At 67.6% G+C, this 25735-nt stretch carries 20 protein-coding genes; 11 read left to right on the forward strand and 9 right to left on the reverse strand.

Features of this window, described 5'->3' with window-relative positions:
* Positions 1-22: 22 nt before the first annotated feature.
* From HUA76_RS41820 to HUA76_RS41835, 4 genes are all read right to left on the reverse strand, one after another.
* Entirely contained in the window at positions 23-1450 is a 1428-nt protein-coding gene (locus tag HUA76_RS41820) for a tetratricopeptide repeat protein (protein ID WP_174458694.1), read from the reverse strand.
* Positions 1451-1772: 322 nt separating this feature from the next.
* Positions 1773-2426, reverse strand: a complete 654-nt coding sequence (locus HUA76_RS41825) for a glutathione S-transferase family protein (RefSeq protein ID WP_174458695.1) — start codon at positions 2424-2426, stop codon at positions 1773-1775.
* A 34-nt stretch (positions 2427-2460) separates the two neighbouring features.
* A complete protein-coding gene (locus HUA76_RS41830) occupies positions 2461-4713 on the reverse strand; it encodes a di-heme oxidoredictase family protein (RefSeq protein ID WP_254614835.1) in 2253 nt (750 codons plus the stop codon).
* 157 nt (positions 4714-4870) lie between these two features.
* Entirely contained in the window at positions 4871-5899 is a 1029-nt protein-coding gene (locus HUA76_RS41835) for a hypothetical protein (RefSeq protein ID WP_174464080.1), read from the reverse strand.
* Positions 5900-6136: 237 nt separating this feature from the next.
* Here HUA76_RS41835 and HUA76_RS45925 point away from each other — a divergent pair, with 237 nt between their 5' ends.
* The 5 genes from HUA76_RS45925 to HUA76_RS41860 all read left to right on the forward strand — a co-directional run bounded on the left by HUA76_RS45925 (position 6137) and on the right by HUA76_RS41860 (position 10967).
* The gene (locus HUA76_RS45925; protein WP_254614836.1) at positions 6137-6634 is read left to right on the forward strand and encodes a hypothetical protein; all 498 of its coding nucleotides are present in this window, start codon (positions 6137-6139) and stop codon (positions 6632-6634) included.
* Between the two features lie 325 nt (positions 6635-6959).
* Entirely contained in the window at positions 6960-7445 is a 486-nt protein-coding gene (locus HUA76_RS41845) for an RNA polymerase sigma factor (protein ID WP_174464081.1), read from the forward strand.
* Positions 7442-8146 (forward strand): DUF4384 domain-containing protein, encoded by a 705-nt coding sequence (locus HUA76_RS41850; protein ID WP_174464082.1) that lies wholly within the window; start codon positions 7442-7444, stop codon positions 8144-8146. The genes HUA76_RS41845 and HUA76_RS41850 overlap by 4 nt, the downstream gene beginning before the upstream one ends.
* Entirely contained in the window at positions 8143-9687 is a 1545-nt protein-coding gene (locus HUA76_RS41855) for a caspase family protein (protein WP_174464083.1), read from the forward strand. The genes HUA76_RS41850 and HUA76_RS41855 overlap by 4 nt, the downstream gene beginning before the upstream one ends.
* Entirely contained in the window at positions 9687-10967 is a 1281-nt protein-coding gene (locus HUA76_RS41860) for a hypothetical protein (RefSeq protein ID WP_174464084.1), read from the forward strand. The genes HUA76_RS41855 and HUA76_RS41860 overlap by 1 nt, the downstream gene beginning before the upstream one ends.
* Positions 10968-10998: 31 nt before the next feature.
* Here HUA76_RS41860 and HUA76_RS41865 read toward each other — a convergent pair whose 3' ends face one another.
* Both HUA76_RS41865 and HUA76_RS41870 read right to left on the reverse strand, forming a co-directional pair.
* The gene (locus HUA76_RS41865; protein ID WP_217440895.1) at positions 10999-12684 is read right to left on the reverse strand and encodes a DUF4082 domain-containing protein; all 1686 of its coding nucleotides are present in this window, start codon (positions 12682-12684) and stop codon (positions 10999-11001) included.
* A gap of 165 nt (positions 12685-12849) precedes the next feature.
* On the reverse strand, positions 12850-14022 hold the full coding sequence (locus HUA76_RS41870; protein ID WP_174464086.1) for a serine hydrolase: 1173 nt from the start codon (positions 14020-14022) through the stop codon (positions 12850-12852).
* A 326-nt stretch (positions 14023-14348) separates the two neighbouring features.
* Here HUA76_RS41870 and HUA76_RS41875 point away from each other — a divergent pair, with 326 nt between their 5' ends.
* On the forward strand, positions 14349-16736 hold the full coding sequence (locus HUA76_RS41875; protein ID WP_254614837.1) for an Ig-like domain-containing protein: 2388 nt from the start codon (positions 14349-14351) through the stop codon (positions 16734-16736).
* Between the two features lie 231 nt (positions 16737-16967).
* Positions 16968-17927, forward strand: coding sequence for a hypothetical protein (locus tag HUA76_RS41880; RefSeq protein WP_174458705.1), 960 nt, complete (start codon positions 16968-16970; stop codon positions 17925-17927).
* Positions 17928-18177: 250 nt separating this feature from the next.
* On the opposite strand, the gene HUA76_RS41885 is transcribed toward HUA76_RS41880, so the two are convergent.
* A complete protein-coding gene (locus HUA76_RS41885; RefSeq protein WP_174464088.1) occupies positions 18178-20442 on the reverse strand; it encodes a hypothetical protein in 2265 nt (754 codons plus the stop codon).
* A gap of 448 nt (positions 20443-20890) precedes the next feature.
* Between HUA76_RS41885 and HUA76_RS41890 the strand changes: the two genes are divergently transcribed.
* The 4 genes from HUA76_RS41890 to HUA76_RS41905 all read left to right on the forward strand — a co-directional run bounded on the left by HUA76_RS41890 (position 20891) and on the right by HUA76_RS41905 (position 24024).
* On the forward strand, positions 20891-21250 hold the full coding sequence (locus HUA76_RS41890) for a YciI family protein (protein WP_174458707.1): 360 nt from the start codon (positions 20891-20893) through the stop codon (positions 21248-21250).
* Positions 21251-21391: 141 nt separating this feature from the next.
* Complete coding sequence (locus HUA76_RS41895) at positions 21392-21874, forward strand: GNAT family N-acetyltransferase (protein WP_174458708.1); 483 nt, start codon at positions 21392-21394, stop codon at positions 21872-21874.
* A gap of 602 nt (positions 21875-22476) precedes the next feature.
* Complete coding sequence (locus HUA76_RS41900) at positions 22477-23583, forward strand: acyltransferase (RefSeq protein ID WP_174458781.1); 1107 nt, start codon at positions 22477-22479, stop codon at positions 23581-23583.
* A 183-nt stretch (positions 23584-23766) separates the two neighbouring features.
* On the forward strand, positions 23767-24024 hold the full coding sequence (locus HUA76_RS41905) for a hypothetical protein (protein ID WP_174458709.1): 258 nt from the start codon (positions 23767-23769) through the stop codon (positions 24022-24024).
* Positions 24025-24121: 97 nt separating this feature from the next.
* Here the strand turns inward: HUA76_RS41905 and HUA76_RS41910 are convergent, their stop codons facing one another.
* Both HUA76_RS41910 and HUA76_RS41915 read right to left on the reverse strand, forming a co-directional pair.
* On the reverse strand, positions 24122-24700 hold the full coding sequence (locus HUA76_RS41910) for a DapH/DapD/GlmU-related protein (protein WP_174464089.1): 579 nt from the start codon (positions 24698-24700) through the stop codon (positions 24122-24124).
* A gap of 61 nt (positions 24701-24761) precedes the next feature.
* On the reverse strand, positions 24762-25682 hold the full coding sequence (locus HUA76_RS41915) for a LysR family transcriptional regulator (protein ID WP_174464090.1): 921 nt from the start codon (positions 25680-25682) through the stop codon (positions 24762-24764).
* Positions 25683-25735 lie beyond the last annotated feature (53 nt).

Consider the following 25735-nt stretch of genomic DNA (forward strand, 5'->3'; position numbering starts at 1 on the left):
GTGAGTCCCGGCATCCAGACTGTCATTTCGAACCCGGCTCCAGCTTCCGCAATTCTCGCTCCGCGTGCTTGCGTTGAGCCGCGGTGCCCTTGCGCTGCAGGAAGGACCGATAGGCCTTGATGGCCTCAGGTCCCTTCCCCATGTCCCGAAACAAATCGCCCCGATTCAGGTGGAGCACGTTGCGCTCGTGGCCCGTCTCGGTGAGCAGCGCCAGGCATTCGTCGAGGACGGCCTCGGCCTGTGACCACTCCTTCTGGGACCACAGCGCGAAGCCGAGGTTGTTGAGGATCTCCGCCCGGAGGTCGATGGTCGCATTCAACTGCTGGTTCATCTGCTTCCTCAGGCTGGCGTCCTCCACGGTGATCGCGGCCAGGGTGCCCTCAATGGTGAGCCGGCCGCTCTCGAGCCATGTCCGGTACAGTGTGGTCCACGCTGCGAGCGCCGCCTTCTGCTGCCCCGCTCTCCACTGAGTGAGTGCCTCCTCGTTAGCGGCGAGCAGGCCCTGGTGGGTGCGACGGAAATCCTCCAACTCATTCAGGTTCTCGTCCTCCCACTTCTTCGTCAGCCTTCCGTCCTCTGCCATCTCCTCGAACTCCGGGAGGGAGTATTCGCGCCCCATGTACGCCGAGCACTTGACGCCAGCCTCGCCCGTCTGCGCGAACGTGCAATCACAGGTCGGAAGCGCGGTGCCTCCGCCCGTCCAGCTCATGGAGTACACCGTCTGGGGGAGTTCGAACTCCGTTTCTCCGAAGGAGATGGTCTCATCGAGACACCCGCAGAGCTCCCGGGTCATCGCCTCGCTGGCGGTGGCGTTCACCTCGGAGGTGAGGCTGTCGACGACCCACAGGCCGCACTCCTTCTGGGACGCGGCGAGCAGCCAGCGGGAGTTGGGAAGGTAGGACCAATTGAGCTTATGAGCCCCTCCGTCCCGGGGACCCAGCACCTTCTCCAGGGCGGCAGCCGCCGCTGGGAAGGTCTCCACGGGGGAGCGGGCCTCATCCGGGAAGAGGGAGACGACCCAGGCCTCCTTCACGCGCCGTAGCCGGAGCAGACACCGCTGAGCACCATTGCCAAAACGGACCGCGGCGGAGGTCGCGCTCTCGGGCTCGGGGGTAAGCCGAGAGACCTTGCCCATCTCCGGACAGCCATTGAGGGGCTGACTCGTTCGTACCACGGCCGGGGCAACGGGCTGCCCCGTGCGTGGGTCCACCACGAAGAAGGCGTCATGGAACGGAGGAGTATCCGAGGACTCGCGGGTCCGTGGGCTGGGGACGACGAAGTAGCCCACGCGAAGTCCGGCCTCCGGGAGTTCGACCCAGAGTTCCTCCAAGAGGAAGCGTCCGCCGCGCCAGTCCTGGAAGGCGGGGGTCTTCTTGAGGTTCGCCGACGAAATCTCCGGGGAGGTCGCGGGCGCGATGGCGACAAGGAGTGGCAGGAGGAATGAAAGCATGGGCCGTCTGTGACTGTAGTTCTCGCACTGCCTTCGCGCGAAGTCCGGAACGCAGCGGTTCGTGTCGCTGAGGTTGAGCCACGGCGTCTCGGGCGACCAGGTGGTCACCGCGATGGAGAAGCTCAAGCAAGAGGGCAAGTACGGCTACAGCGACCTGCGCGCCGTCCTGGACGACAAGGGCGAGGGATTATTCAAGACGCAGAAGGAAGTGGGCGCAGGAGCCGGAGGACGACCAGAACCGTCCCGTCAACGACCCCAGGCCCGGGTTCATCGACGCGCTTCGACTGGCGCTGCAGCCCTGACCCGGCGCGGGCCCGTGCCGTCACGCGGTCCGCGGGGCGGCGTTGAACACCGCTCGTTGCGCGGCGAACGCACGCTTGTAGGCGGGCCGCGCTTCGGCGCGGGCGATATAGGCGGCGAGGTTCGGATACGCCTCGAGAATGCCCGACGTCTGCAGTCTGCGCAGGACCGTCACCATGAGGATGTCGGCCGCGCTGAAGGCGCCGCCTAGCCAGTCCGCGTCGCCGAGAAACGCGGAGAGATCATCCAGCCGTTTCCGGATGAGGGTGTCCAGCGCGCGCAGGCGATGCTCGTACCAGGGCTGGTCGCGCTCGAGAATCATCACCAGACTGCGGTCGAAGATGGGCGGCTCGACCGTATTGAGCGCCGCGAACATCCACGCAATCACGCCCGCCCGGCCATTCGCGTCTTCCGGCAGCAGGCCGGCATGGCGCTCCGCGATGTGGAAGACAATCGCGCCGGACTCGAACAAAGCGAGATCGCCCTCCTCATAGGTCGGAATCTGACCGAACGGATGCAGCGACTTGTGCGCGGGCTCCTTCATCGCCTCGAACGACAGCAGACGGACGTCGTAGGGCTGGCCCACCTCTTCCAGCGCCCAGCGCACCCGCATGTCCCGCGCCAATCCGTTGCCGCGATCAGGTGAGCGTTCAAAGGCGGTGATGGTGATGGTCATGTCCTGCTCCTTGCCCTCACCAATATCACTCCCGTCAGAGTGACTGGATGAACTTGAGCAGGGCCGCCCTCTGGGAGCCGCCCAGGGTGCGGAAGGCCTCCTTGGAGGACTCAGCTTCGCCACCGTGCCACAGGATGGCCTCGGAGAGGCTGCGCGCACGGCCGTCATGCAGATAGGCCTCCCCGCCGCTGACGCCAGCCGTCAAGCCAATGCCCCAAAGAGGTGGCGTGCGCCACTCCGCTCCCGTGGCCCCCTCCTCGGGGAGGTTGTCCGCCAGCCCCGGTCCCATGTCATGCAACAGCATGTCGGTGTAGGGACGAATCACCTGGCTGCGCAGCTCGGTGTGGGGGTGATACGGGCTGGTCGCCAACGTCGCGACGTGGCACCGGGCACAGCCCACGCTGCCGAAGAGGCCCTCCCCTTGAAGCGCCACAGCGTCATTGAGATTGCGGCGCGCGGGGACCCCGAGCAGGGCGACGTAGCGAACCATCCTATCCAGGTCCGCGTCAGCCAACTCGGTGCTTGCTCCGGCACAGGTCTGTCCCGAGCCGCAATCCGGAACCGGGAAGACAGACGTGGTGACGCCAAGATCGACATTGAGCGCGCTCGCGATCTGATGCCTGAGCCTCGCTTTGCCCGCCTTCCAACCGAAGCGCCCCATGCGCGGCTGGCCCGTCTGTGGATCAACCACGGTCTGCATGCGACCCGAGATGCCGTCGGCATTGGCGTCGTTGGGGTCGGCGAGGCTGGCAATCATGGTCTCATCGAGCGCCTCCAAGAGTCCCATCCCGACCAGGGGCGGAGTGATTCGGGCCGAATGGTACGTGGGAACGGGCCCCGTGAAGCTGTAGAGGGGGCGCCGCAACTGATAGCCCGTGCCATCACCGAACGTGCCGCCCGTCACCGCCCAGCCCGAGATGCTCACGTTGCCCTCGGGGCTCCCGTTGGTGCTCTGCGGTTGCAGGACCCACCCCAGTGCAGGATGCGCCGTCACGGTGGTGCCGACCGCTCCCACTCTGACGGTATAGAGGAGAGGAGGCGCGAGGACGACGTGGCCAGGATTCCCTCCACTGGCACCACCGCCGTTCACCGTGAAGCTCACCGGGGACGTCGTGCTCAGCCCCCCCGAGGTGTTGCCGATGGTGAAGTGGTACTGGACGGCCGTGCCCGCCGGGATGTTCTTGAGGAGATGGGTGTTCGCGTTGGAGCTGTCATGCGCCATCCGGAAGCTCTGCTGGGCGCCTCCGTTGAGCTTGTAGTGAAGGTCCGCCCAGGGCGCGTCATTCACATAGAACCGCAAGGTATACACGGACGTCGCCGGGTCGGGAGGAAGCCCGCGGCCATTGTTGGTGTGGCAGGCCACGCAGCTGCGACCGATATAGGAGGGCCCGAGCTTGTTCTGCTGCGCGGTGAGGCTTGGGTTGCCAACCTCCGAGTGGGAGCCATCGCTGAAGTCGGTGTGATGCAGGCGCCGCCCCTCGACGAATGGCTGGGCGTTCCCTGGCGCCGTGTTCGTCGCCATCTGCTTGAACAGGTGCGCCGGCTCGTTCGAGTAGCTGTAGCCAAGCGTCGTGCGCCCCCCCAGCCAGGCTGTCTCCGGCAGGGGAAACGAGTCCAGGTTCGAGCCCCTTCCTTCCCAGGGCACCATGCCGCCCTGGCCCACGATGTAGAGGAACGCCGTCCCGTAATAGTTGGCGCGTCCCACGACGGGAGGGAGCAGGAACGGGCTGATTTCAATCTCCATGCGGTCGCCCACCTGGATCCGCCGGTTCTCCTTCGCATTGTAATTGATGGTGGCCGTGTAGCGCAGTGGATCCACCTGCGTCATGTCCACGTTGAACCAATACTGAGAGAGCACCGCCTGCCCCTGGTAGAACGCGCGGAAGTCCGGCGTGTCCAAGGGCCAGAGCGTGGTGATGTTGACGGTGATGTCGCCGCCCCCCTTGGCGACCCTGTCGATGATCTCAATGCCGTGGGTGCGGTATTCGAAGTACAGCGGCAGGTAGTGCTCGTAGCTTTGGAACTGCGCTTCACGGGCGTGGCGATCACGCGACCGGTCCGCGAGGCGGGTGATGAGCGCCGTCGGCGTATCCACCACGACCGCGGGCTCCAGCGGGGTGCTGGAGTCGAAGAGCGGGACCACCGAGAGCATGGACGCCGGCATCGAGGAAGGCGCGGGCTGCGCTTCATCGCGCTCGGCCTGGGGCGCGTTCCCGCAGGCGCCGATGAACACCCCCATGATGGCCAGACTCCAAGCCGCCGCTCGCGTGCTGGAAGGTTCTCTCATGCCCTGAAGTCTATCGCATCAAAAGCTGGAATAGACTGATTTCGAGCTTAACTCGCCATGTGTATGGCGTCTGTGTGGAATGAGATAATCGAGCGGCTTGCTCGGGCGCGCCCTGGCGTCATCCGTCTGGATGACGCACATCGCCCATACACCAGCGCTACAGGAACTCGTCCCCTCCCCCAGCCTCCGGCTCCTGCGCGGAGAGCAGAACATTCCCGGGCCGCTGCTCCACGCGGAGGCCCAGGCCCAGGGCCGTCAACTCCTCGAGCGCGGCGAGGGCCTCCATGACGGGCTGGACATCCGCGACCCGGGCAGGCACGGCGATGCGTTCCAGACGCGAGCCCACCCGCTCCAGCAGCACGTGCGGAGGGAGTGCTTCGATGTATCGGCCATAGAGATAGGCGGGCGCGCTCAGCTGGGCGACCTCGGAGGGTGAGAGGGTCGCGACACTCGTATCGAAGCGCGCCCTCACCTCCTCCACCGAAGTGTCCTGACGCCACAGTCCGAGCAGGGAGCGCAGGAAGTCCATCAACGGTTGCGCCCGGGACGAGCCCAACTTCGCCGAGGCGACCTCCAGCGCCCGCTCGGCGCGTGCGGTGTCCGGCTCGACGAAGAACAGCGGCAGCACCTCTTCAATGCCTGGGGTGTAGAGGGGCTCGGCGAGTTGCTCCGGCGCACCCGCGAACGCGCGCAGCGTCTCGGGTTCGAGCGGCTCACCCGCGAGCCACCGGCACCACAGCGCCTCCAGCGAGCCCGCGGCGAGCGACGCGCGGCGCAGCAGATGGGGTCGTGCCTGCTCCACGCCTCCGAACAACACGACGGTCACCAGGTCCGCGGTGCAAGGCCCCTCGGGGAACTCGAGCGCATCCACCCCCGTCCAGCGCGCGTACCGTTTGCGCTTCAGGTCGCGCTGGACCTCGCTCGCCACCTCGCTCCACGCGGACCAGGGCACACCCAGCGCCGCGTAGTCCTTCCGGAGTCCCTCATCCGCGGGGGCAGAGACCTCATTGGGGCGCTTCTTGAAGTCGGTCCGCACGCGCTTGAGTTCCTTCGCGAGCGCGGGCAGCTCTTCCGCCGGACAGCCGCCAGTCAGGAGCCGGAGGCGGGAGATGGGGACGCCGGGCAACTTGAGCAGCCAGGATTTGAACGCCGACCAGGCGGGTGCGGAGAGGTCTCGGGATTCCACGGTCTGTCCTCGTTCAGGCGCCAGGCCCGCGCCCCCGCGATGAGTCGCGGGGCCATGTGGCCTGCCTGGTCCATCATGAAAGTTTGCTCCGCTGGTGGCTACGCCCTGGGCCTGTCCCCTCGGGGCGTCCAGTCCTTGTCGGCACATGTGGTCGGTCGAGCGCCGGCGTGGGCCCGGAGGGCGTGGTGTGCCCCCAATTTCTGTCAGCCCCTCTCAGCCGAACGATATGCTGAACTCATGGAGACGCGGACTAACTGGCTCTTGATTCTTCTACCCTTCGCGGGATTGGTCTCGCTCTGGCTCGTCACGAACGCACGCGAAAAGCAAGTCGCCAAGAAAGTATACCAGGCCGTGGACGAAGGCCGGCTGAGTGACGTCAAGTCCATGCTCTCAAAGCATGCCTTTCCAAACCAGCGCACAGTCGTCGTCGCGACCTCCATCGTCAGAGCCGTTCAATCAAGACAACCTGCGATCCTCGACTTTCTTCTCAGCAAAGAGCTGAAACCCATATCACTCACTCAGAAGCTTGATTCATTTCTTCACGAGCAGTCGCTGAGAGGTGGCTGGAGGGGCGTTGTTCTCTGGCAGTCGCGAACCTCGCACATGTTCGAGCCTTGGAGAGACCTGAGCAAAAGCGATAAACTCAAGCTGAGAAGCAGGGCCTCTCGCGGCGACACGGTAGAAACGGCAAAGGCCCATCTTCGTGGCGAACGTGGACGATGGACCGTCCCATGAAGAGGGAGAAGCTCGGCCACCCTGCATGAGTGCGTCAAAACGCGCATCACGACGGTGATCGATGCTCACGGCGAGCCGCCTTCCCCCCACTGAAGGAGCGCGAGTCAGCGCCGGGCGGAAGGGAGGCTCACCTCCGTCTTGCCGGGGGATGCGACGCCCTCACTCCTCGCGAACGCGCTCGGCATCAACCTCCCCGGCTCCAACCCGGATGGCGGCACCGCGGCGCGCTGAACCGCCCCTGCCGCTCCGTCTTCCGCCGTTCGGAGGCTGGGTGTACGCTCGGTGTCGCAGCGGTAGATGTCCTCCCCCTCATCGGATTTCCCTGATGCGCGACGGTGATGCCCTCAGTGAGGTCTGCCGCAGACTGGGACCGGCCATCTACCGCCGGTGTCTGAAGATCCTGCGCAATTCGGATGAGGCCGCGGACGCCTGTCAGAAGGTCTACATGCAGTTGGTGCGTCATCGCTCCCGGCTTCCTCCGGAGCCCGAACAGCTGCGCTGGGTCTACGTCGTCGCGACACGGGTGTGTTTCGCCCAACTGCGCGACGATGCCTGGGAGACGGCGAGCGGGGCGGAGCTGAACCACGACGCGCCCGCGCCCACGGACAGCTTCGCGGAGGTGGCCGACCGGCAGATGGCGCTCAAGGCGCTCTCCTGCGCCACGGAGCACGAGCGCATGGTCGCGTGGCTCGTGCTCGTCGATGGCCACTCCCAGGAGGAGGCCGCCGAGCTTCTCAGCCTCTCGCGCAAGACGGTCGGCAAGCGCATCCAGCTCTTCCTGGCGAACGCCCGCCGAGGGGTCTTCGAATGAACGCGGCACGGACGGCGCAGTGCCCGAGCGACCTCGCGCTCGAGGAGCACCTGCTCCACGCGAATCCCGCCACTGCCCGGCACATCGCCGGGTGTGCCCATTGCCAGACCTGGGAGCGGTCCGCCGAGGAGGCCTCGCGCGCGTTCGCCCGCGAGAACCCTCGCTGGATGGCGAAGACCCAGGCCAGGTCCCGGCCTCTGCCGCGATGGGCGCCACTGCTGCCGGCGGCCGCCCTCGCCGCGGCCGCCCTGTTCTTCCTCCGCTCCCCTCCCCCGGAGTCCCCGCGCTATGCGACCAAGGGCGAGGAGCTCACCGTCTACATCGGAGGGCAGGGAGCGCCGCGAGCCGCGACCCAGGGCGAGCGGGTGCGACCAGGAGAGGCGCTCCGCTTCCAGGTCGCGCCGGGCTCGGCGGCATTTGTCTGGATTGCCTCCGTCGACTCGACGGGCGCCGTCTCCCGCCTCGTGCCCGCGGAAGGGACGACACCACTCGCGGTGGACGGGACACAGCTGCTTCCGGGCAGCGCGGTGCTCGATGCGGCTGAAGGCCCGGAGCGAATCTGGGCGGTGATGTCGCGGGAGCCCCTGAGCTGGGCCGTCGTGGAGCAGGCTCTCCAGGGGAGCCCGGTGCGGGACTCCACGACAGTTCAAATCCCCGGCGCTCGGACCGCCACGGTGTTGCTCGAGCGCGGCGCTCCATGAGCCGGCTTGCGTTGCTCCTCGTGTTCTTCTTCGCGGCTTCCGCGAAGGCCCAGTTGCCCGAACGGCGCTTTGCTCTCGCGGTCGGCGGCAACGTGGGCGCACCGGGCCACGCGCGGCTCCGCTTCGCGGAGGCGGATGCCTCGCGCTTCGCGGACACGCTGAAGGAGCTCGGGGGCTTTCACGGCGAGGACGTGCGCGTGCTTCATCAGCCCACTCGCGCGCGGCTGCTCGCGGAGGTGCGAGCGCTCGAACAGCGCATCGCCGAAGCGGCCCGCCACTCCTCGCGGCGAAACCTGCTGCTCCTCTACTGGTCCGGGCATGCCACGGAGCAGGGCCTGGAGCTGGGAAGCGAGAGCCTCTCCTTCGCCGAGCTGAGGAAGCTGCTCGGGGCCTCGCGTGCGCACGTGCGACTGGCTTTCGTGGATGCGTGCAGGTCCGGAGGGCTCATCACCCCGAAGGGGGCGAAGGCCCTTCCCGGTGGCTTCGCGCTCGACGTCACGAGCGACGAGTCCCCGGATGGGACCGCGATTCTCGCGTCCTCGGGTCCAGGGGAGAACGCGCTCGAGAGCGCGGAGCTGCGCGGGAGCTTCTTCACGCACCACCTGACGGCCGGGCTTCGCGGCGCCGCGGACGCCGATGGAGACAGTCGCATCACGCTCCAGGAAGCCTATCGCTATGCCTATGCGAAGACCGTCTCCCACACGGCCGAGGTCTCCGGAGTCGCGCAGCGCCCGACGTATGCCCTGGACCTGAAGGGAAAGGGAGAACTCGTGCTCACCGAGCTGCGCCACGCGGACGCGCGTCTCGTCTTCGCTCCGGGGACGGAGCCCGACAGACGCTGGCTCGTCGTGCGCGACGAGGGGCTCGGCGAGGTGCTGGAGCTCCGAGAGGACCCGGTGAAGCCACGGCAGCTCGCGCTGCGTGCCGGAAGCTACCGGCTGATTCGCACGACCGCGGACGATGTCCGGACCGGCGCCTTCGCGCTCAGGCGCGGGGAGGAACGGACGGCCACGACCGTCACGCTGACGCAGCGGCCTTTCGCCGAGCGCGGAGAGAAGGGAGGCGAGGCCGTCGCACGGGAGCTGGAGTTGCTCGCCGCGGTCGGTCTCAACACGCCGCCACTTCGGGGCATGGGGCTTGCGCCCGCGCTGGTGCTGGGAGGGGACGTCGCGATGGGGACATCCCAGACGCTGCGGCTCCGCGCGAGATACCAGGACGGCCGGGGCCAGGATGCCGGGCTGCCCTATGCGCTCCGGAGCCTGGGAGGGGATGTCGCGTGGCTCTGGCGGCTTCCTGTCCGGGGGCTCGAAGCCGGTGGCCGGCTGGGTGCGGATGCGGTCCGGCAGTCGGTGGCGAGCACGTCGGAAGGGACGGCGTTCCGCGGACGCGTGGGGGCGGTGCTCTCCCATGCGCTGCCCCTCGGGGGCCGGGTCTCCTGGTTCTCGGAGGTGGAGGCACAGCTCGCCTCGTTCAGGCTGAATGACCGCGTGGTCCTTCGGCCCGCGGTCGAAGCCGTCACCGGCCTGGGCTTCCGACTCTGATGCGTGACGTCCTCCTCGTCGCGGCCCTGGGCCTCTTCGCGTGCGCGTGTGGTGAAGGCCTCTTCGATGCACGCGGGCGGCCCGACGTGCGTGTCATCGGGCGCGAAGGCGGCACCGTCACCTCCCGCGATGGTCGCCTCCGGGTGACCCTTCCGCCGGGAGCACTCGAGAGCGAGGAGACCGTCTCACTCCGGGAGCTGGGGGTGCGGAGCTGGTCGGTGGGGGTGGCTTATGCCCTGGAGCCTTCCATGCGGACGCTCGCCGTCCCCGCGCGGGTGGAGATGCGCGCCGAGTCGGCCCCGGGCCACCGTGGCCCCGCCTCCCTCGTCCGGATGACCCGGGATGGCCTCCCGGCCCCGATGGCCGGTTCCTGGAGCGAAGGGACGCGGAGCTTCGGCCAGCTCTCCGCGCTCGAGGACCTCGGGCTCGCGCAGCCCCTGTGCTCCGAACCCATCGAATGCGCGGATGGCTTCCGGTGCGAGGACGGCGCGTGCAAGTCCTGTCCCGCCAACGTCTCCTGCCGGGCCAACCCGGGCCTTCCCGGCCCGCGGAATACCGGCGTCCCCCCGGGCGCGACCCTGGTCCGGCATGAGGGAGACGTCGTGCTGGACACGCCGGGGGCCGTGCTCGAGGACCGGGACATCCACGGTCGACTCATCATCCGCGCGAACGACGTCACCGTACGCCGGTGTGTCGTGCACGCGCCGGTACCCCGCGAGATTGACGGCATTATCAACGTCTCAGGGGCGACGGGCGTCCTGCTGGAGGACATCGAGGTCTTCGCCGAGGAGTCCTCGACGCTCCAGTGGGGCGTGGTGGGAGGAGGCTTCACCGCGCGCCGGCTCGACGTGCATGGGGTGGTGGTGGGGATGGGCCTGCGGTCCGGCGCTCGGGTGGAGTCCTCGTGGATCCACGCACTGGACCCGGTGGGCGCCCAGTACGGCATCAGCATCTTCGAGGGGCGAGACATCGGCATCTACGACAGCAACGTGCATGGCCCGGGGGAAGACATCGGCGCGGCGGTCTTCGTGAACCAGCAAGTGGGGCCCACGCGCGACGTGAGGGTAGAACGCAACCGGCTCGACCGCGGCAGTTGCATCGTGAACCTGGGACATGCGGGCGGCACAAGCCTTCAAGGCATGGTGGTGCGCAACAACGTCTTCGGCGCCCGGACGGTCTACGACTGTGCCGTGCTCGTGAGCACCCAGACGCAGCTGTCCGCCGAGGGCAACGTCTGGGAGGCCACGGGCGTGGAGGTCCCCATCGAGCGACACGATTGAGACCTCCGGGATGCCGCCCTGACGCTGCTCGCTAGTTCGACGGAGGAAGGACCGTTCCGTCCTCCCAGGTGTTGTTGGACCAGACGTTCCCCGGCTCCGAGGTGTCGAAGCTGGTGATGGCCCCGTACCAGCCGCAGCGCCCGCTCTGACCGCGACCGAAGACATTGCCGATGAAGCGGATGTTGTTCGACGCGCCCGAGTACGGCTTGCCCTGGGACGACCCGCCATAGGCGCAGAAGCCGCCCGTCGTGCCGGGGAAGAAGTTGTTCTCCACCAGGTTGTTCTCCACCGGAGCGAAGTCGCCATAGCCGGTGAGCGCCGCCGAACAGCCCGCGTCGGGCGGCACGTCCGGCGCGTCGCAGATGATGGTGTTGTGCCGGAGCGTGACATTCCGGCCCATCCGGATGCCGGACTCGTGCGCGGTGCCCGTCTCGTCCGTCATCTGGCCATGGACGTAGGAGTCGCGAATCTCGCAGTCGTGCCAGCAGTGGATGGAGCGATTGCCACCCTGCACGTGCACGCGAACGGCGGTGAAGTTCACGGCGCCTACTCCCGTGACGATGCGGTCACCCGCGTCGACGTGGGAGTCGGTGAGCGTGAAGGAGAACCCGGTGGAGTTCTCGTCGGTGGAGACACTCCCGTTGATCTTCGAGTTGCGGATGATGACGCCCGCCGCGCGGATGGTGAGGTCGCAGTTCACCGTCTTGGAGTCGATGAGCGTGTTGGCCACGGAGATGGAGCACGGTCCGGTGTAGGGCGTGAGCTGCGTTCCCGCCGGCACGCCTGTATTGCTCGCATTCGGAAAGCCGCCGGCCGGAGGGCTGGAGCCGGTCGTCGCCGTGACGGCGTTCGAGTCGGCGCTGAGATTGCCCGCGGCATCACGCGCCTTCACCAGGTAGCTGTAGACCGTGGCCGCCGTGAGTCCCGTGTCCGTGTAGGCGCGGCTCGACGTGGAGGCGATCTTCACGCCATCGCGGAAGAGGTCGTAGGCCGCGACGCCGACATTGTCCGTGGAGGCATTCCAGCCCAGGTTGATGGCGCTCGCGGACGCCGCGGACACGACGAGTCCCGAGGGGGCGGTCGGCGCCTGGGTATCCGGCGAGGGCTCGGTGCTGTCCGGAAGGAAGACCACATCCACGGCGTAGTCGGTGTTCTGGTAGCCCTGCGTCGGAAAGCCGCCGCCATAGCGATAGACGCCGTTGACCCCGTCCACGCCCGATGCGAGTCCCCGGATGGGGCCGCGTGACTTCTCCGTGTTGAAGCCACCCACGGTGGCGCCATACCGTCCGGCCGCCGCGTAGTACGACACGACATAGGTGGTCCCCACGATGACGGTGATGGGGGAAGCAAAGCGCACCGTCTGCCAACCCGTCGTCGTCTCGCTCGTGGAGGTCGCCTCCGCGAGCTTCGCGCCCGCCCGGTTCCACAGACTCACGCGGTGCGGACCGGCATTCTGGGCCCCTCCCTTGAAGAAGCGCACGCCACGGACCGTGCCCGGAACGGACACGCGGAACTTCATCCCCAGCTCCACCGCACCGGTATCGCTGTCCATCGCGATGGTGGGGCGCGCCGAGTCGAGGAAGAGCGAAACCTCGCCCGCCTCGAGGGCCTGGTGCTCACCGGCGAGCGACTCCTGGCGCGGGGAATCGTCCACGGTGCCGGCGGAACAGGCGGACAACACGATGAAAAGGACCGCTGCAAGACTCCGAACTCTCATGGGCACTGCCTCCGAAGGATTTCTTTTCGGGCGGCTAATGCGCGAGCCGCGATTCATGGGAACCCGAAGCGCACGAAAAAGCCCTGGCACCTTTCTGTCGGTGAAAGTCCCTGAAGCTGCCCCGCGAAAAACCAGGCAGCTCCAGGCACCTGATAGAACGCGACGCTATTTCTTGCAGGTCGTCGCCGCATCGACCTTGGCCACGTCGGCGCCCCACAGGCAGACGATGCGGTCCAAAGCCACGCCGCTGCGGGAGTTGCTGAAGAAGACGATGCCGTCGCCGGATTGCGGACGCATCAAGAAGTAGGCGCGGAAGCCGGCCTGGTTGCGTCCATCATGACCAACGGCGGTGCTGCCATCACCGAGGCGTTCGATGAAGTGGCCCAGGCCGTAGGCCGGCGCATCGGGCGCGCGCGGCGTGCTCAGTTCCGCGGGGGTATACAGCTGGGCCAGTTGCGCCTGGCTCAGTGGATGCGCGCCGGCGGTGTTCGTCATGCCGGCAATCATCCAGCGGGCGAAGTCGCGGACGTTGGTGGTCAAGGTCGACGGCGCCTGCTCGACGTAGTAGCGCATCGGCACCGGCGCACCATCGTCGCCGTGTCCCTGCGCCGCGACGGCCAGCACCTCCGGCGTCATCGCGACGCTGCTGTGTTTCATGCCCAGCGGCCGGAACACCAGCTCACGCGCCAGGTCTGAATACTTGCGCTTCGTGGTCCGCTCGATGGCCAGTTGCATCAGGGTGTAGCCGCCGCCGGAGTACTGGAGTTTCGCACCGACCGGTGCGAACAGCTCCACCGCGCCGCGTCCATTCGTCTTGCCGGCCAGCGACTCCTCCAGGCTCGGCAGCTCCTTGAAGTCGAGCCACCCCTGATACCCACCCAAGGTCGTGCCCGCGGTGTGCGACAGCAGGCGACGGATTGTGATGAGTCGATGGTCGAACTGGCTCTGCGCCAGCGGCCACGGCGACAGCATATCGGCCACGGGCTTATCCAACTGCACGCGGCCCTGCTCGGCCAGACGCATCGCCACCCAGCTGGCGACCGGCTTCGACAGGGAGGCGGCGCTGAACACCGTGTCGGGGGTCACCGGCACCTTGCCCGCGTGGTCCGCGAAGCCGAAGCCCTTGGCGTAGACCAGCTTGCCTCCGGCAATCAGCCCCACCGCCGCGCCTGGGATACGGGCTTCTTTCATGAGGGCCGGCACTTCGCGCTCGATGACCTGGGCGAACGGCGGCGCCGCGACGGCCGGCACGGCGAGGGGGCCTGGCCTGGCCTGGAGGCCCTGGGCCTGGGCGAGGGACAGCGGAAGGATGAGGGTCAGCAGGAGCACGGCACGCATGAGCGTTCCTCCGAAGGGGGGTCCGGAGAAGAGGATGCGGTAGCCGGCGCGGAGCGTGGGGTGCCCGTCGCCCAACGTCTCACAGCGTCGCCGGAGTGCACGTGGGGCGGCGCCGCGCGGAGGCAGGCAAATGCATGTCATGGACATTGTGTCCATCGTCCTCGAGCGCTTGTCGGCTGGTGGTCTGAGGACGCCGGCCATCAAGGTGTTGCGCGCAGAGCCGTTGCGGGCAAGGAGAGGTGTCGTTCATTCCATGGGGGGGACGGTCCATTCCGGGCTCCATCCTGCTCCTCGGGGGAAGACACTCGATGCGAAGCCGTCCTGGTATGCCGTGGTCGTGGGGGCTGGGCCTTGCGCTGGCCTTGTCGCTGGGGGCGTGTGGCGTGGAGCCGTTGGAGGAGAAGGTTCGTCTTCCGGAGGATGGGGCGCTGACGAGTGAGCGTCTGGACGCCTTGTTGGCGTGGGACCCGTATGCGGATGCGGTGGCGTCCGGCACCACGGCGACGGTGCTCAACGCGAGCGCGGCGCTGGGCGCTCCGGACGGGCAGGCGGCGACACTGCTGGGCTTGCTCAACTCGGCGCTGGTCCTGGACCTGGGTCAGGGAGAGGAAGGCAACGGCGACCTGCGCGTCTACTACCAGGGCCTGTCATTGGCGCTGGTGGCCCAGGTGGACTTCCTGAAGGCGGATGGGACGTTCATTGGCTCCAGCTCGTTGCACCTGGTGGAGCTGGGCCTGGGGACGCATGTCGCGGTGGCGACGTACCCGGGGAACCAGCCCTATCGCTACGTGCGACTGAGGGGCGCGGTGCTCGCGCTCTACCTGGTGGACGCGGTGGAGACGTCGCTGCGACCCATCTGTGGCGATGGGGTGATTGGTGGGGTCGAAATCTGTGACGACGGCAATCAGCTCTCTGGAGACGGCTGCAACAGCGTCTGCAAGGTGGAGCCGGGCTACACCTGCACGGGACAGCCGAGCATCTGCGACAACAACTCAGCGCCCACGGTCGAGGACGTCCACGCGACCACCCCCGAGGACACCTCGGTGAACATCACCATCCCCGCGGCGGACCCGGATGGCGACGCGCTGGTGTTCTCCTACACCTCGCCGAGCAACGGCACGCTCACAGGCACGGGCGCGACGGTGACGTACACCCCGAACGCGAACTTCGCCGGAGAGGACACCTTCCAGGTCACGGTCTCCGACGGCGAGGAGCAGGCAACGGCCACCGTCTCGGTGACGGTGACGCCAGTCAATGACGCGCCCGTGGCTGCCTCCGCCTCGGTGACGGTGAGCTACAACACGTCGACGCCCATCACGTTGGCGGCCACGGACGTGGACGGGGACGCGATCACGTACACCGTGACCGCTCCTCCCGCGCACGGAACCCTGTCTGGGACGGGCGCCCAGTTGCTCTACACGCCGGCCGTGGACTTCCATGGGGAGGACTCGTTCACCTTCACGGCCAGCGACGGCGCACTGACCTCCAATACCGCCACGGTCAACATCACCGTCAGGCCTCCGCCCTTCTGCGGCGACGGCAACACCGATTCAGGTGAGGTGTGTGACGACGGCAACCGCGTCGCGGGGGATGGCTGCCGGGCGGACTGCCAGGGCGTGGAGGTGTGCGGCGACGGCCTGGTCGACAGCGCCACGGGAGAGCAGTGCGATGATGGCGGCACGACCCCAGGGGATGGCTGCGACGCCACGTGCCAACTGGATGCCTTCTCGAATGTGCCCCCCACGCTCATCAGCGGGACGCTGAACTGCACCACGGCCAACTCGAACACGGGGCGCAAGGCGGCGGTGGATGCACTGGGGCGCTTCTACGTCGTCATGCGGTGTGGTGGCGAGGTCCATGTCAGCGTGAGCGTGGACCGTGGCCTCACCTGGGTGGGGCCCACTCCCCTGGGAATCACCAACGCGGCGGAGGTCGCGATTGAAGGCGGCCCCACGGGAGTCGCGTACGTCGCGGCGACGGCGAGCCCAGGCGTTCTGCTGTTCACCCGGACCGTCGACGCGGGAGCGAGCTGGGAGGCGCCGCGGTCCCTCAGCGCGGCCGCCAACGCCACCGTCAGTCTGGATTCCAGGGGCGACGCCCTCTACATCTCCGTCTCGCGAGGCGGCGTAGGGGTGCGCATCCTCCGGAACTTCGCGCGAGGCGCGAACGACTTCAGCGCGACAGACGTGGACCAGGCCAATGCCTTCTTCGACGTCCTCGTGGACAAGATCAGCGGAGATGTCTTCTCGGTGAGTGACTCCCCTGCCTTCCGCATCAGCCGCAGTAGCGACCAGGGGACCAGCTTCGGCCCGCTGAGTTCCCCGCCGGGGCAGGCTTTCTTCTCGGACTGGACGGGCTCCAACGGCTTCATCTACGCCACGGGCTCCAACGGGGACAACAACGTGGACGTCATCCCCATGTCCGCGCCGGGGACGAGCACCCAGGTGCCGGGCCTCCCCACGGACGTCAGTCCCGCCCCCATCCGGACGATTGACTCGGACGCGCTCGGCAACGGCTACATCGCCACCCAGCGGGGGACGGGCGACATCCAGTTGGACCGGATGCTCGTGGGAGCCACCCTGATTCTGGCCACGGATGCCAGGACGGTGGGGCCGGGCACCGTGCCAGCGGTCGCGGCGCTCCCGTCGAACGGCGGCGCCCTGGTGGCCTATACGAACGGCACCAGTGTCTACGCCTCGGTAGTGGTCTACTGAAGCTGAAGCCACCGAGTCACGGATGCGCGCCTCCCAGGGACTTCGGGAGGCGCGCATCCAGTTCGCCGTGAGTGGGACCACGCCTTCGAGCGGCGTTCAGGAGGGACGAAACCGCGTCCCACGAGGACGCAATCGCTCCACCACGCAGCGCCTCACCGGGCGAACACAGCCTTGCGCCATGTTGGACTGTGCATTGCACTGCATTCCTGCCCACTCCGGAGGAACAGCCGCGTGCATGAACTCAACAAGAGATTCAAGGCAGACCCGCTCGCTTTCATGAATCGGCTCATCATGGTCACGCTGCCGGCCCAGCCCTGCCCGACCTGCCATTGCGTGATGGACCTGGGTCAGGGGGGCTGGGCGGTCGACAACGTCTATGCCCGCCCGGAGCCGATGGTGCTCACGTTTGACTTCGTCGCGGGAGCCTTTGGCGGCAACATTCCCGCGGGACAGACCTTTGGACAGGCACTGGGAGCAGCGGCACCGGCAGGCCTGGCCTTCACCAACGCGGCTGCCAATTACGCGGCGCTGCAGGTGATGAAGGTCGGGCTCGCCCGCGTCGCGAATCCCGTGGGGCGGTGGACCCGCCAATACACCGCATACTGGTTACCCTGGGCGACGCAGGGCGCGAACGAACTGCATCTGAATGACCCGCACGTCAGGTTCTTCTTCACCGCCATGTTCAGCGGCTGCACGTTCTGCGTCGCCACGCCCGCGGGCGGCGCGGGGCCGGCCAACGTCTGGGTGACACACATTGCCTGGGATCCTGGGGTCAACGCACCCGCGGCCTGGGGCGGGGCAGCGCTCGCTGGCGGCGTCAACGTCGATGCCCGGAGGCTCAGCGCGGAGCGCGCCTTCTACACGGCCCGAATGGGCGCGGGCACGAATGTGCGGTCGGTGGCCCTGCGCCCCGATGCGCTGCCCGGTTTCGCCGGCGTGCCGCCGGTGGCCGCCGTCCCCATCACGGCGCTCGGCGGCCCACTCCCCGCGATGCATGGCCGGTACTGCTACGGCGACAACCCCGCGCTCGTCCCCAATCCAGGCATCGCCTTCATCGCGGGATGGAGGGACGACAATGACCACTGGCACTTCGCGGTTCAAAAGCACCCCGGTGGCTTCACCGCGCTAGGAGCACCGATGCAGCGCGCCGTACACACCATCGTGCCGCAGGGCGTGCAACAGTTCTTATGAAGCGCGTCAAGGCGGGTGAGCACGGCATCCGGACAACGGGGCTCGGAGGGACCAGCGCGGTCACCGTCAGGAGACATCATTCAGGAGCAGGGACCAGGGCGGCCCGGGCGAACACAGCGCCCACCCGGGCTCCTATGCGGCCTTCGTATTGGTCCCGGATGGAAACAACATCGAGGTCGTGAACCACGGACCGACACGGCGCACGGCCGCGTCGGTCATCCTCACCCTGGCGGGGTGACGCCTCGACCGCTCAAACGACCGAGAAGTTCGAGAACATGACGCGGACGTCCGCCTGGGAGGGGTCCCCCTTCCGGAGGAGGTCCGCGAGTTCCTTGCCTCCCTTCACTTTTGTCCCGTCCAGCTTCTTGAGCAGGTCGTCGCGGAACTTCTGCCCCAGGTCCTTCCAGTCCTGCTGGTTGTACCAGTCCTTGCCGTCGCTCATCCGCGGGAACTCAAGGGAGGTATCGTTCATCGTGTTCGTCACGATCATCGTGAGCGGGTCCTGGGGGTTGCCCTGGGCCTGCTTGATGAGCTGCGTGAGCGCCTGAGGGTCCTTGAGTCCGAACGCCTGGGCGGCCTTCGCGTATGCGGCCGTGGCGGTGGAATTGAGGTCCACCTTGGGGTCGGTCGACCCCGCCAGGTTCTGGATGTCCTTCGGCGTCAGTCCCGCGTTGATCAACCGCTCGTGGTCCTCGCTGCCCGCCTCGACGATGTTCTTCGCGGCGCTCTCATCGATCTGGGCGGCCTTCTGGACCAGCGCGGTCCGCTCCTCCTTCAGTTCCTTCTTCGAGTCATCCCCGGAGAAGAGCCCGCTGACCATGCCACCGAGGAGGTGGATTCCCGCGCCAACGCCACTGATGACGGCTCCCGCCGCGGTGCCCAGCACGGGGACGAACTGGAGGGCATTGCCCGCCAGCGAGATTCCCGTTCCCATCACCTGCATCCACGCGCCAGGGTCGCCCTTGTTGTCCTTGAGCTTCTCCACGTCCTTGCTCATCTGGAGACCATTGAGCGCGAGCCCCACACCCGGCGCCATGCGCGCCGCGAACTTGGCCGCGTTCTTGGCGAAGGGGCTGGCGCTGTTCATGGTGTGCAGGACGCCCGCCGTCAGCTCCAGGCCGCCATTGGCGAACGCGGCGGACTTGATGATGGCGGCCGGATACTTCCCATCCTGGAAGGCGTTCACGGCGCCGAAGCCCGACTGCACCACTCCCGCGACTCCCAGCGCCTTCATGAAGCGGTTCTGGCCCTCCCAGTCGGTGAGGAATTTGTTGGCCAGCGTGTCGTAGTTGCGGTCGATGACGGCCGTGCCCAACGCGGCCTGGAAGTCCTTGACCGCGCCGGGAATCTTGGCGAGCCCCTTCACATCCACCAGAGAGACGAGGAGGGTGTTCAGCTCCTCCGACGCGGCCTTGCTGTCCGCCTCGAGGGCGGCGGGGTCGTCGTCCTTCGTCCCCGGCGCGGTGGGGCGATCCTTGCCCAGGATTTCAGCCTGGGCGTTGGGGAGGGCGGGAGCGAGGATGTCATCTTGGAGCTTGGTCTCGAAGTCCTTGCCCTTCGCGGACTCAAGCGTCCTCAGGACGGGGTTCTGGTCCAGGGGGAGCTGGCTGATGCTGCCCACCCAGCGGATGGCGTCATCCGCGTGCTGGCTGCTCTTCGCCAATGACTGGTAGCCGTCATACAGCTCCTTGATGGCCTTCTCGTCTCCGGCGACGGCGAGCGTCTCCAACGAGCCCCGGGACGACTCCAACGTCGAGGCGAGCTTGTCGGCCGCCTGCGTCTCCGCGTCGTAGACGTCCTTGTGCTTCGCGCGGTACTCGTTCTTGTAGGCCTCCAGTTGCTCGGGCGCCAGCGCCGCGCCGAACCGGGCGAGGTCCTCGTTCAGCCTCGCCTCCGCCTGGGTCTTCTTCTCGAGTGCCTTGTCGTAATCCCCCCGGGCCTGGGAGACCCCGTCCTTGGCCTGCTGGGTCAGCTCGCTCAACCCCTCGACCGCCTTGGGCTTGATGGGCGCGAGCGCCTGGACCAGACCATCGGTGAGCACCCTGCACTGGCAATCCTCCGCGAGTGACTTCAGGGTGTCGTCGAACTGGCCCAGGTCCTTCTCGTTCGGCAGCCCCTCAGCGAGGCGCTGGGAGATGACCTTCACTCCATCTGGCCCCGCGGCATCCGCCACACGGCCCAGCGCCGACAGGCTGTCGCGCACGGTGGCCTTGGACTTGTCGTCCTTCTTCTCCTTGTCGGCGATGTACCCCAGGTCCCCTCCGATTTTCTGGAGCGTCGCGTCCGACGCCTTGAGGAGCGCGTCCGCGTAGGCCTTGTCCCCCGGGCGGCTCGCCACCAGGGACTCCAGCTTCTTCGCGGCCTCGCCCGCGTTACTGGACCGGTAGACGTCCGCGACTGAAGCGGCATCCTGCTGCGCCTGCGCTTCGACGGGAGGCGGCGGAGGAGGAGGCGGTGCCACGTGCGTCGTGTCTTGCGCCGGCGGCGTGAACTCGTCCTTGAAGGGGGTCCCCACGGTCGCGCCGGCCGGAGGGGTGGCCTGATTGACAGGCGCCGCTTCCGGAGGGGGCGCAGCCGGGGCTGGCGCAGGGGCAGGTGGCGGCGGGGGACTGCGAAACAGCTTGTCGATAAAGGCCATGGCGAGACGCTCCGGGTGGGGACTGGTCAGGAAGAGCGCGCCCACGCCACTCCGGGGCCACGCCGCCACGCGGCGGACGAGGGTGACCCGGCGTGGAACCCGCGGGGAATGGGGGATGAGGGAAGCGGGTGGGCATGGGGGCGCTCCACCAGGGGAGTCCCCACGGAATTGGGCGGCGCATTTCCACCGAATTTCCACAACGCCGCGTACGTCCGTGACGGACCGGGGCAATGGATTGCCAGCGGCCCGGGGTACGCGCAGGAAACGCTTCTGCTCGAAGGGCGGATGGGGGACGCTCCGAAGCCACCCACGAACGGAGCGTGTGATGGCGTACATGTTGTTGATTCTGGAAGAGAGCACCCGCAAGCGGAGCCGGACACCCGAGGAGGGAGGGCGCGAGATGGAGCGGATGGTGGGCTTCGTCGAGGACCTCAAGGCCCGAGGGGTATGGAAGGCGAGCGACTCGCTCCGCTCCGTTTCGGAAGGGGTGCGGGTCGAGGTCCGAGGCGGTCAGCACACCCTGCGCGATGGCCCGTTCGCCGAATCCAAGGAGATTGTCGGGGGCTACGTCCTCTTCGACTGCCCTACCCGTGCGGAGGCGCTCGAGATCGCCCGCAAGTGTCCCGCGGCCGAGTGGTCGACGGTCGAGCTGCGTGAAGTCGGCGTCTGCTACGAGGGAGACTGACTGCGGACATGCCCCATTGCAGGGGGAACGCCGAGCTCCGGGTCCACGTCATCCAAGGGAGGCGCCGGGCTCGGGGTCACGTCTCCAGCCGGGGCCCCGCGCCCGCGTTGCCTGTCTGCTTGGGTCAAGTAAGCTTCCGCCATGCGCCTCAGGAGAGCCGAAGCCGCCGATGCCACGGCCATCGCGGCCATCATCATCCCCACCATCCGCGAAGGCACGACGTACGCGCTCGACGCGAACATGAGCGAAGCGGACGCGCTGGCGTACTGGATGGGTCCGGACAAGGAAACGTTCGTCGCGGAGGAGGACGGTGTCATTCTCGGCACCTACTTCATCCGACCAAACCAGGCAGGCGGCGGACGACACGTCTGTAATTGCGGCTACATGACGAGCGCAGCCGCGACGGGCCGAGGCATCGCGCGGCGCATGTGCGCGCACTCGATGGAGTACGCACGCTCGCGTGGGTACCGCGCCATGCAGTTCAACTTCGTCGTCAGCACGAACGAACGGGCCGTGAAGCTCTGGCAGGCACTCGGGTTCGAAATCGTCGGGCGTCTCCCCCTCGCGTTCCAGCACCCCACCGCGGGCGAAGTCGATGCGTTCGTGATGCACCAGCCGCTCTGACGCACGCTCTCTCGGAGAAAGGAACCGAACTCATGCCGCAACGACTCTGGTTGATGCTCTTGGGAGTATTGGTGTCCTGTGCCTCGACTCCCAGCCCCCACGGCGCTCCCCTTGCCCCACTGGACCCAGGACCAGCTCCCCGTGGCCGCGGAGGTACAGGACCGGTCAACGTACGAGGATGGGATACTGGGCCAGGTCTGGTTCGCGGGGCGCGTCTGGACCTTTGATTATCCCGACAAGAAGCTGTGGCTGCGTGCTTCGGGAGATCTCCCGGCGGTGGAGCCTCGGCACCGGGTCCTGCTGGGATTCTCCTCGGACTCAAGCTGTCTTCGAACGCGCTTCCGAGTAGGCGGAGCATCCGTGACGGATGGCGACGAGGGCCCTGCCCGAGGGCCCTGCCCGGGGGACCTGCCCTGGCCTTCATCGGAAACACGGCGTCCCGGCTCTCCCCTCTTTCCTCAAGACGCGGCGTGACGAAAAACATCGGGGCGCGGAAATGGATGCCGCACGTCGGGCGATGTCCCCTAGCATCCAGCGCCTCCCCCCGCTGAGAGCCGACTCCGCTGAACGCCACCGAACCGCGCCACCTCGCCGGCCTGGACCTGCTCCGGTGCCTGGCCATCCTCATCGTCGTCCTCTTCCACTACCCGCGCCCCGACGGCCACGAGACCTACCAGGTGCTCGCCAACTTCGGATGGACGGGCGTGGAGCTGTTCTTCGTGCTGAGCGGCTTCCTCATCGGCTCACAGCTCCTGGAGCCGGTGTCCCGGGGCGAGACACCGTCCCTGAAGCGCTTCTACCTGCGGCGCTCGCTGCGCATCCTGCCGCCCTATCTCATCGTCGTGGCCCTGTACCTCTTCATTCCCGCGTGGAGTGAACGCCCCGTGGAGACGCCCGCGTGGCGCTTCCTCACCTTCACGCAGAACTTCGGACTGCGCCGGAACGGATTCTCCCACGCGTGGTCGCTGTGCGTGGAGGAGCACTTCTACCTGGTGCTGCCCCTCACCGTGCTCGCGCTGCGCGGACGCGTCCGGGCGCCGCACCTCCTCGCGGGCGCGGCAGGGTTGTTGGTGGCCGGAATGCTCTTGCGCGGCGGCCTGTGGCAACGCCACTTCTCGATGCTCGGGCCGGGTGAAGCCGGGTGGCGCGGTTACGACACGCTCCTGTACTACCCGACGTACGCGCGGCTCGACGGGCTGGCGTGCGGCGTGTTGCTCGCGGCGCTGCGCGTCTTCCGACCCGCGGCATGGGAGCGCTGGACACGAGGGGCCCGCGCGGCAGGCCTGGCGTTCGTGGGGCTCGCGTGCCTGGGCGTCGTGCTTTGGCTGAACGAGGAACACTTCCGGTATCTCGCCCACACGATGCTCGCGTTCCCCCTGACCTCGGTGGGCTACGCGGCGCTGCTCGTGGCCCTGGCGGGCCCCACCGCCTCGCGCGTTTGCGCCCGCATCCCCGGCGCGAGGACCTTCGCGGTTTTGAGCTTCACCGTCTACCTCACCCACAAGGCCGTGCAGCACGCAGTCCGTGTCGCGCTGGAGCCCCATGGCATGGACGCCTTCCACCCCATCACACTGCTGGGAGGCGCCGTGGCGGTGCTGCTCGCGTCGCTCGCGCTGCACCACGGCGTGGAACGGCCCGCGCTCAAGTGGCGTTCGCGGCTGGAGACACGGCTCGTCGGTGAGCCTTCGCCTCAACCCGCCGCCCGCTAGCCCAACAACCTGGCAAGAGGGCGCCCATTACACGTGGACTCCGGGAGCCTCTCCTGGAGTGCCGAGCCTCGGGCGTCAGCGGTGGAGTGCTCTGGCATTGCGCGCCGAGTCACGAGTTTGTCGGGGATTCAAGAGACAGATGTATTGATGGATGACGTGGCTGCAACCCCTCACGGAGGGCGCATGCGCACGTTCCTGATTGGCGGTCTGTTGGCGATGGCGGTGGGCTGTGGCGGTCCCATGGAGCAGGAGCAAGAGGAGGAGTCGACCCTGGCCTCGGAGGAGTCGCCGCTCCCGAACTGCACCAACCTCCCAACCAGCGTCACCCGCTACTACAACGCCTCCCTCACGGCGGTCATCGGTGAGCGCGGGTGCTCCTGCGGCAGCTATGTCAACTGGGGGCGGACGTCGAAGTACTACAATGTCCGCGACAACTGCTAGCAAGCCGCTGAAGCAGCCTGCGTTGGAGCGCTGACAGGCGCTGCTTCATGAGGCGGCGCCCACCGGCCGGTCCGAGCGCCCGGAGCACGCTCGTGACTCACCACCGTCGGCGAACGGTCGCCTTGGGGCCGGTCACCAGGCTCGCCGCGGGCACGTCGTCGACGACGACCGCCCCGGCCGCGACCACCGCGTCGCGCCCGATACGGACCCCGGGCATGATGGTCGCGCCCGCGCCAATCCACACGTTCTCCGCGACGTCGATGGGTGCGCCCGTGAGGTACAGCCGCCGCTCGCCCGGGTCGACCGGATGGCTGACGGTGATGAACGTGGCCTTCGGGCCGACCATCACACCTTCGCCCAGTCGGATGCCGGCGTAGTCGAGGAACGTGCAGCCCTGATTGATGAACACGCGCTCGGCAAGCTCCAGACGCAGGCCGTGGTCCGTGTAGAAGGGCGGATAGATTGTCACCCTCCCCGGGAGCGGCCGGCCCAGGATCTGCTCGAACAGCGCGGCCTTGCCCGCCTCGTCCTCGAAAGGCAGGACGTTGAGGCGCGACGTCAGCTCGGTGACCCGTCGCACCCGCTCGCTCATCGCCGTGAACTCAGGTCCGAGAGCCCTCTCCCCCTTCGCCAGGGACTCAGGGCAGTGGATGCGCATGAGACGGTCAATGGGCATCCCAAGAGCTTCTCTCGACCCCACACCCAAATCCAGCGCTGAAACATTCCTTGGGAGTGCGTCAAGAAGGCGCGGGCACCTGCCTGGCGATATCGATGATCGCGGCGCGCACGAAGGCGCACGCCTCGTCCTCATCCAGCGCCGCGGGCCACAGCAGGTCCATGCCACCAGCGGGGTGCGCGAAGGGGAAGCGCGCGCTGCGAAGGTGCGGCCGCTGCCGCAGGACATGCGCCGCGAAGACATCGGGCAGGGTCGCTACCAACGGGCTGCCGTCAACGATGGCGCCTATCGCGCTGAAGCTCGCGACCGAGCAGCGGACGCGTCGCTCCACGCCGAACCGGTCCTCGACCGTGCCGCGCAGGTCGCCGTTGAAGGAGACGATGACGTGCTCCTGCGCGAGATACGCGCGCTTGCCAGGTCGCGCGCCGAGGTTCACGTGGCGCGGGTCGAACAGGCAGACGAAATGGCCGCGGATGAGCGGCGTGCGCAGAATGGCTTGCGGCAGCTTGTCGATGACCGTGGCCGAGAGGTCGACGCGACGGGTCGCCAGCGCCTCGACCACCGTGCGGAACTGGACCGGCGTGCAGACGAGCCGCATGTTGGGCGCGTCGCGACCGAGCCGGCGCAGCAGCGGCGGCAACAGCCATTCGTCCGCGTAATCGGCGAGTCCGACGCGGATGATCCTCTCGCTCTTGCGTGGGTCAAAGCGCGCCGGTGCGAGCGAGGCCTGGAGCATCGCCTCGAGCAGAGGACGGACCTCGGTCACGAGACGTGCGGCACGGCTGGTCAGAATCGCGCCGCGACCGTGGCGCACGAGCATCGGCGTTTCCAGCGACTCGCTGAGCCGGGAGAGCGCCGCGCTCACCGCCGACTGCGTGAGGTAGAGCCGCGCGGCCGCCTTCGTAACGGAGCCCGCGTCGGCGACGGCGACGAGCACGCGCAGCAGGTTGAGGTCGAGATTCCTGGCACGAACAACGTTCATGATTGGCATGCATGCTATTTGCTAGTGTGAATCGGGGCCAGCGTTAGATTTAC

It is taken from the genome of Myxococcus sp. CA056, from assembly GCF_013336715.1.
Taxonomy (GTDB): Bacteria; Myxococcota; Myxococcia; order Myxococcales; family Myxococcaceae; genus Myxococcus; species Myxococcus llanfairpwllgwyngyllgogerychwyrndrobwllllantysiliogogogochensis.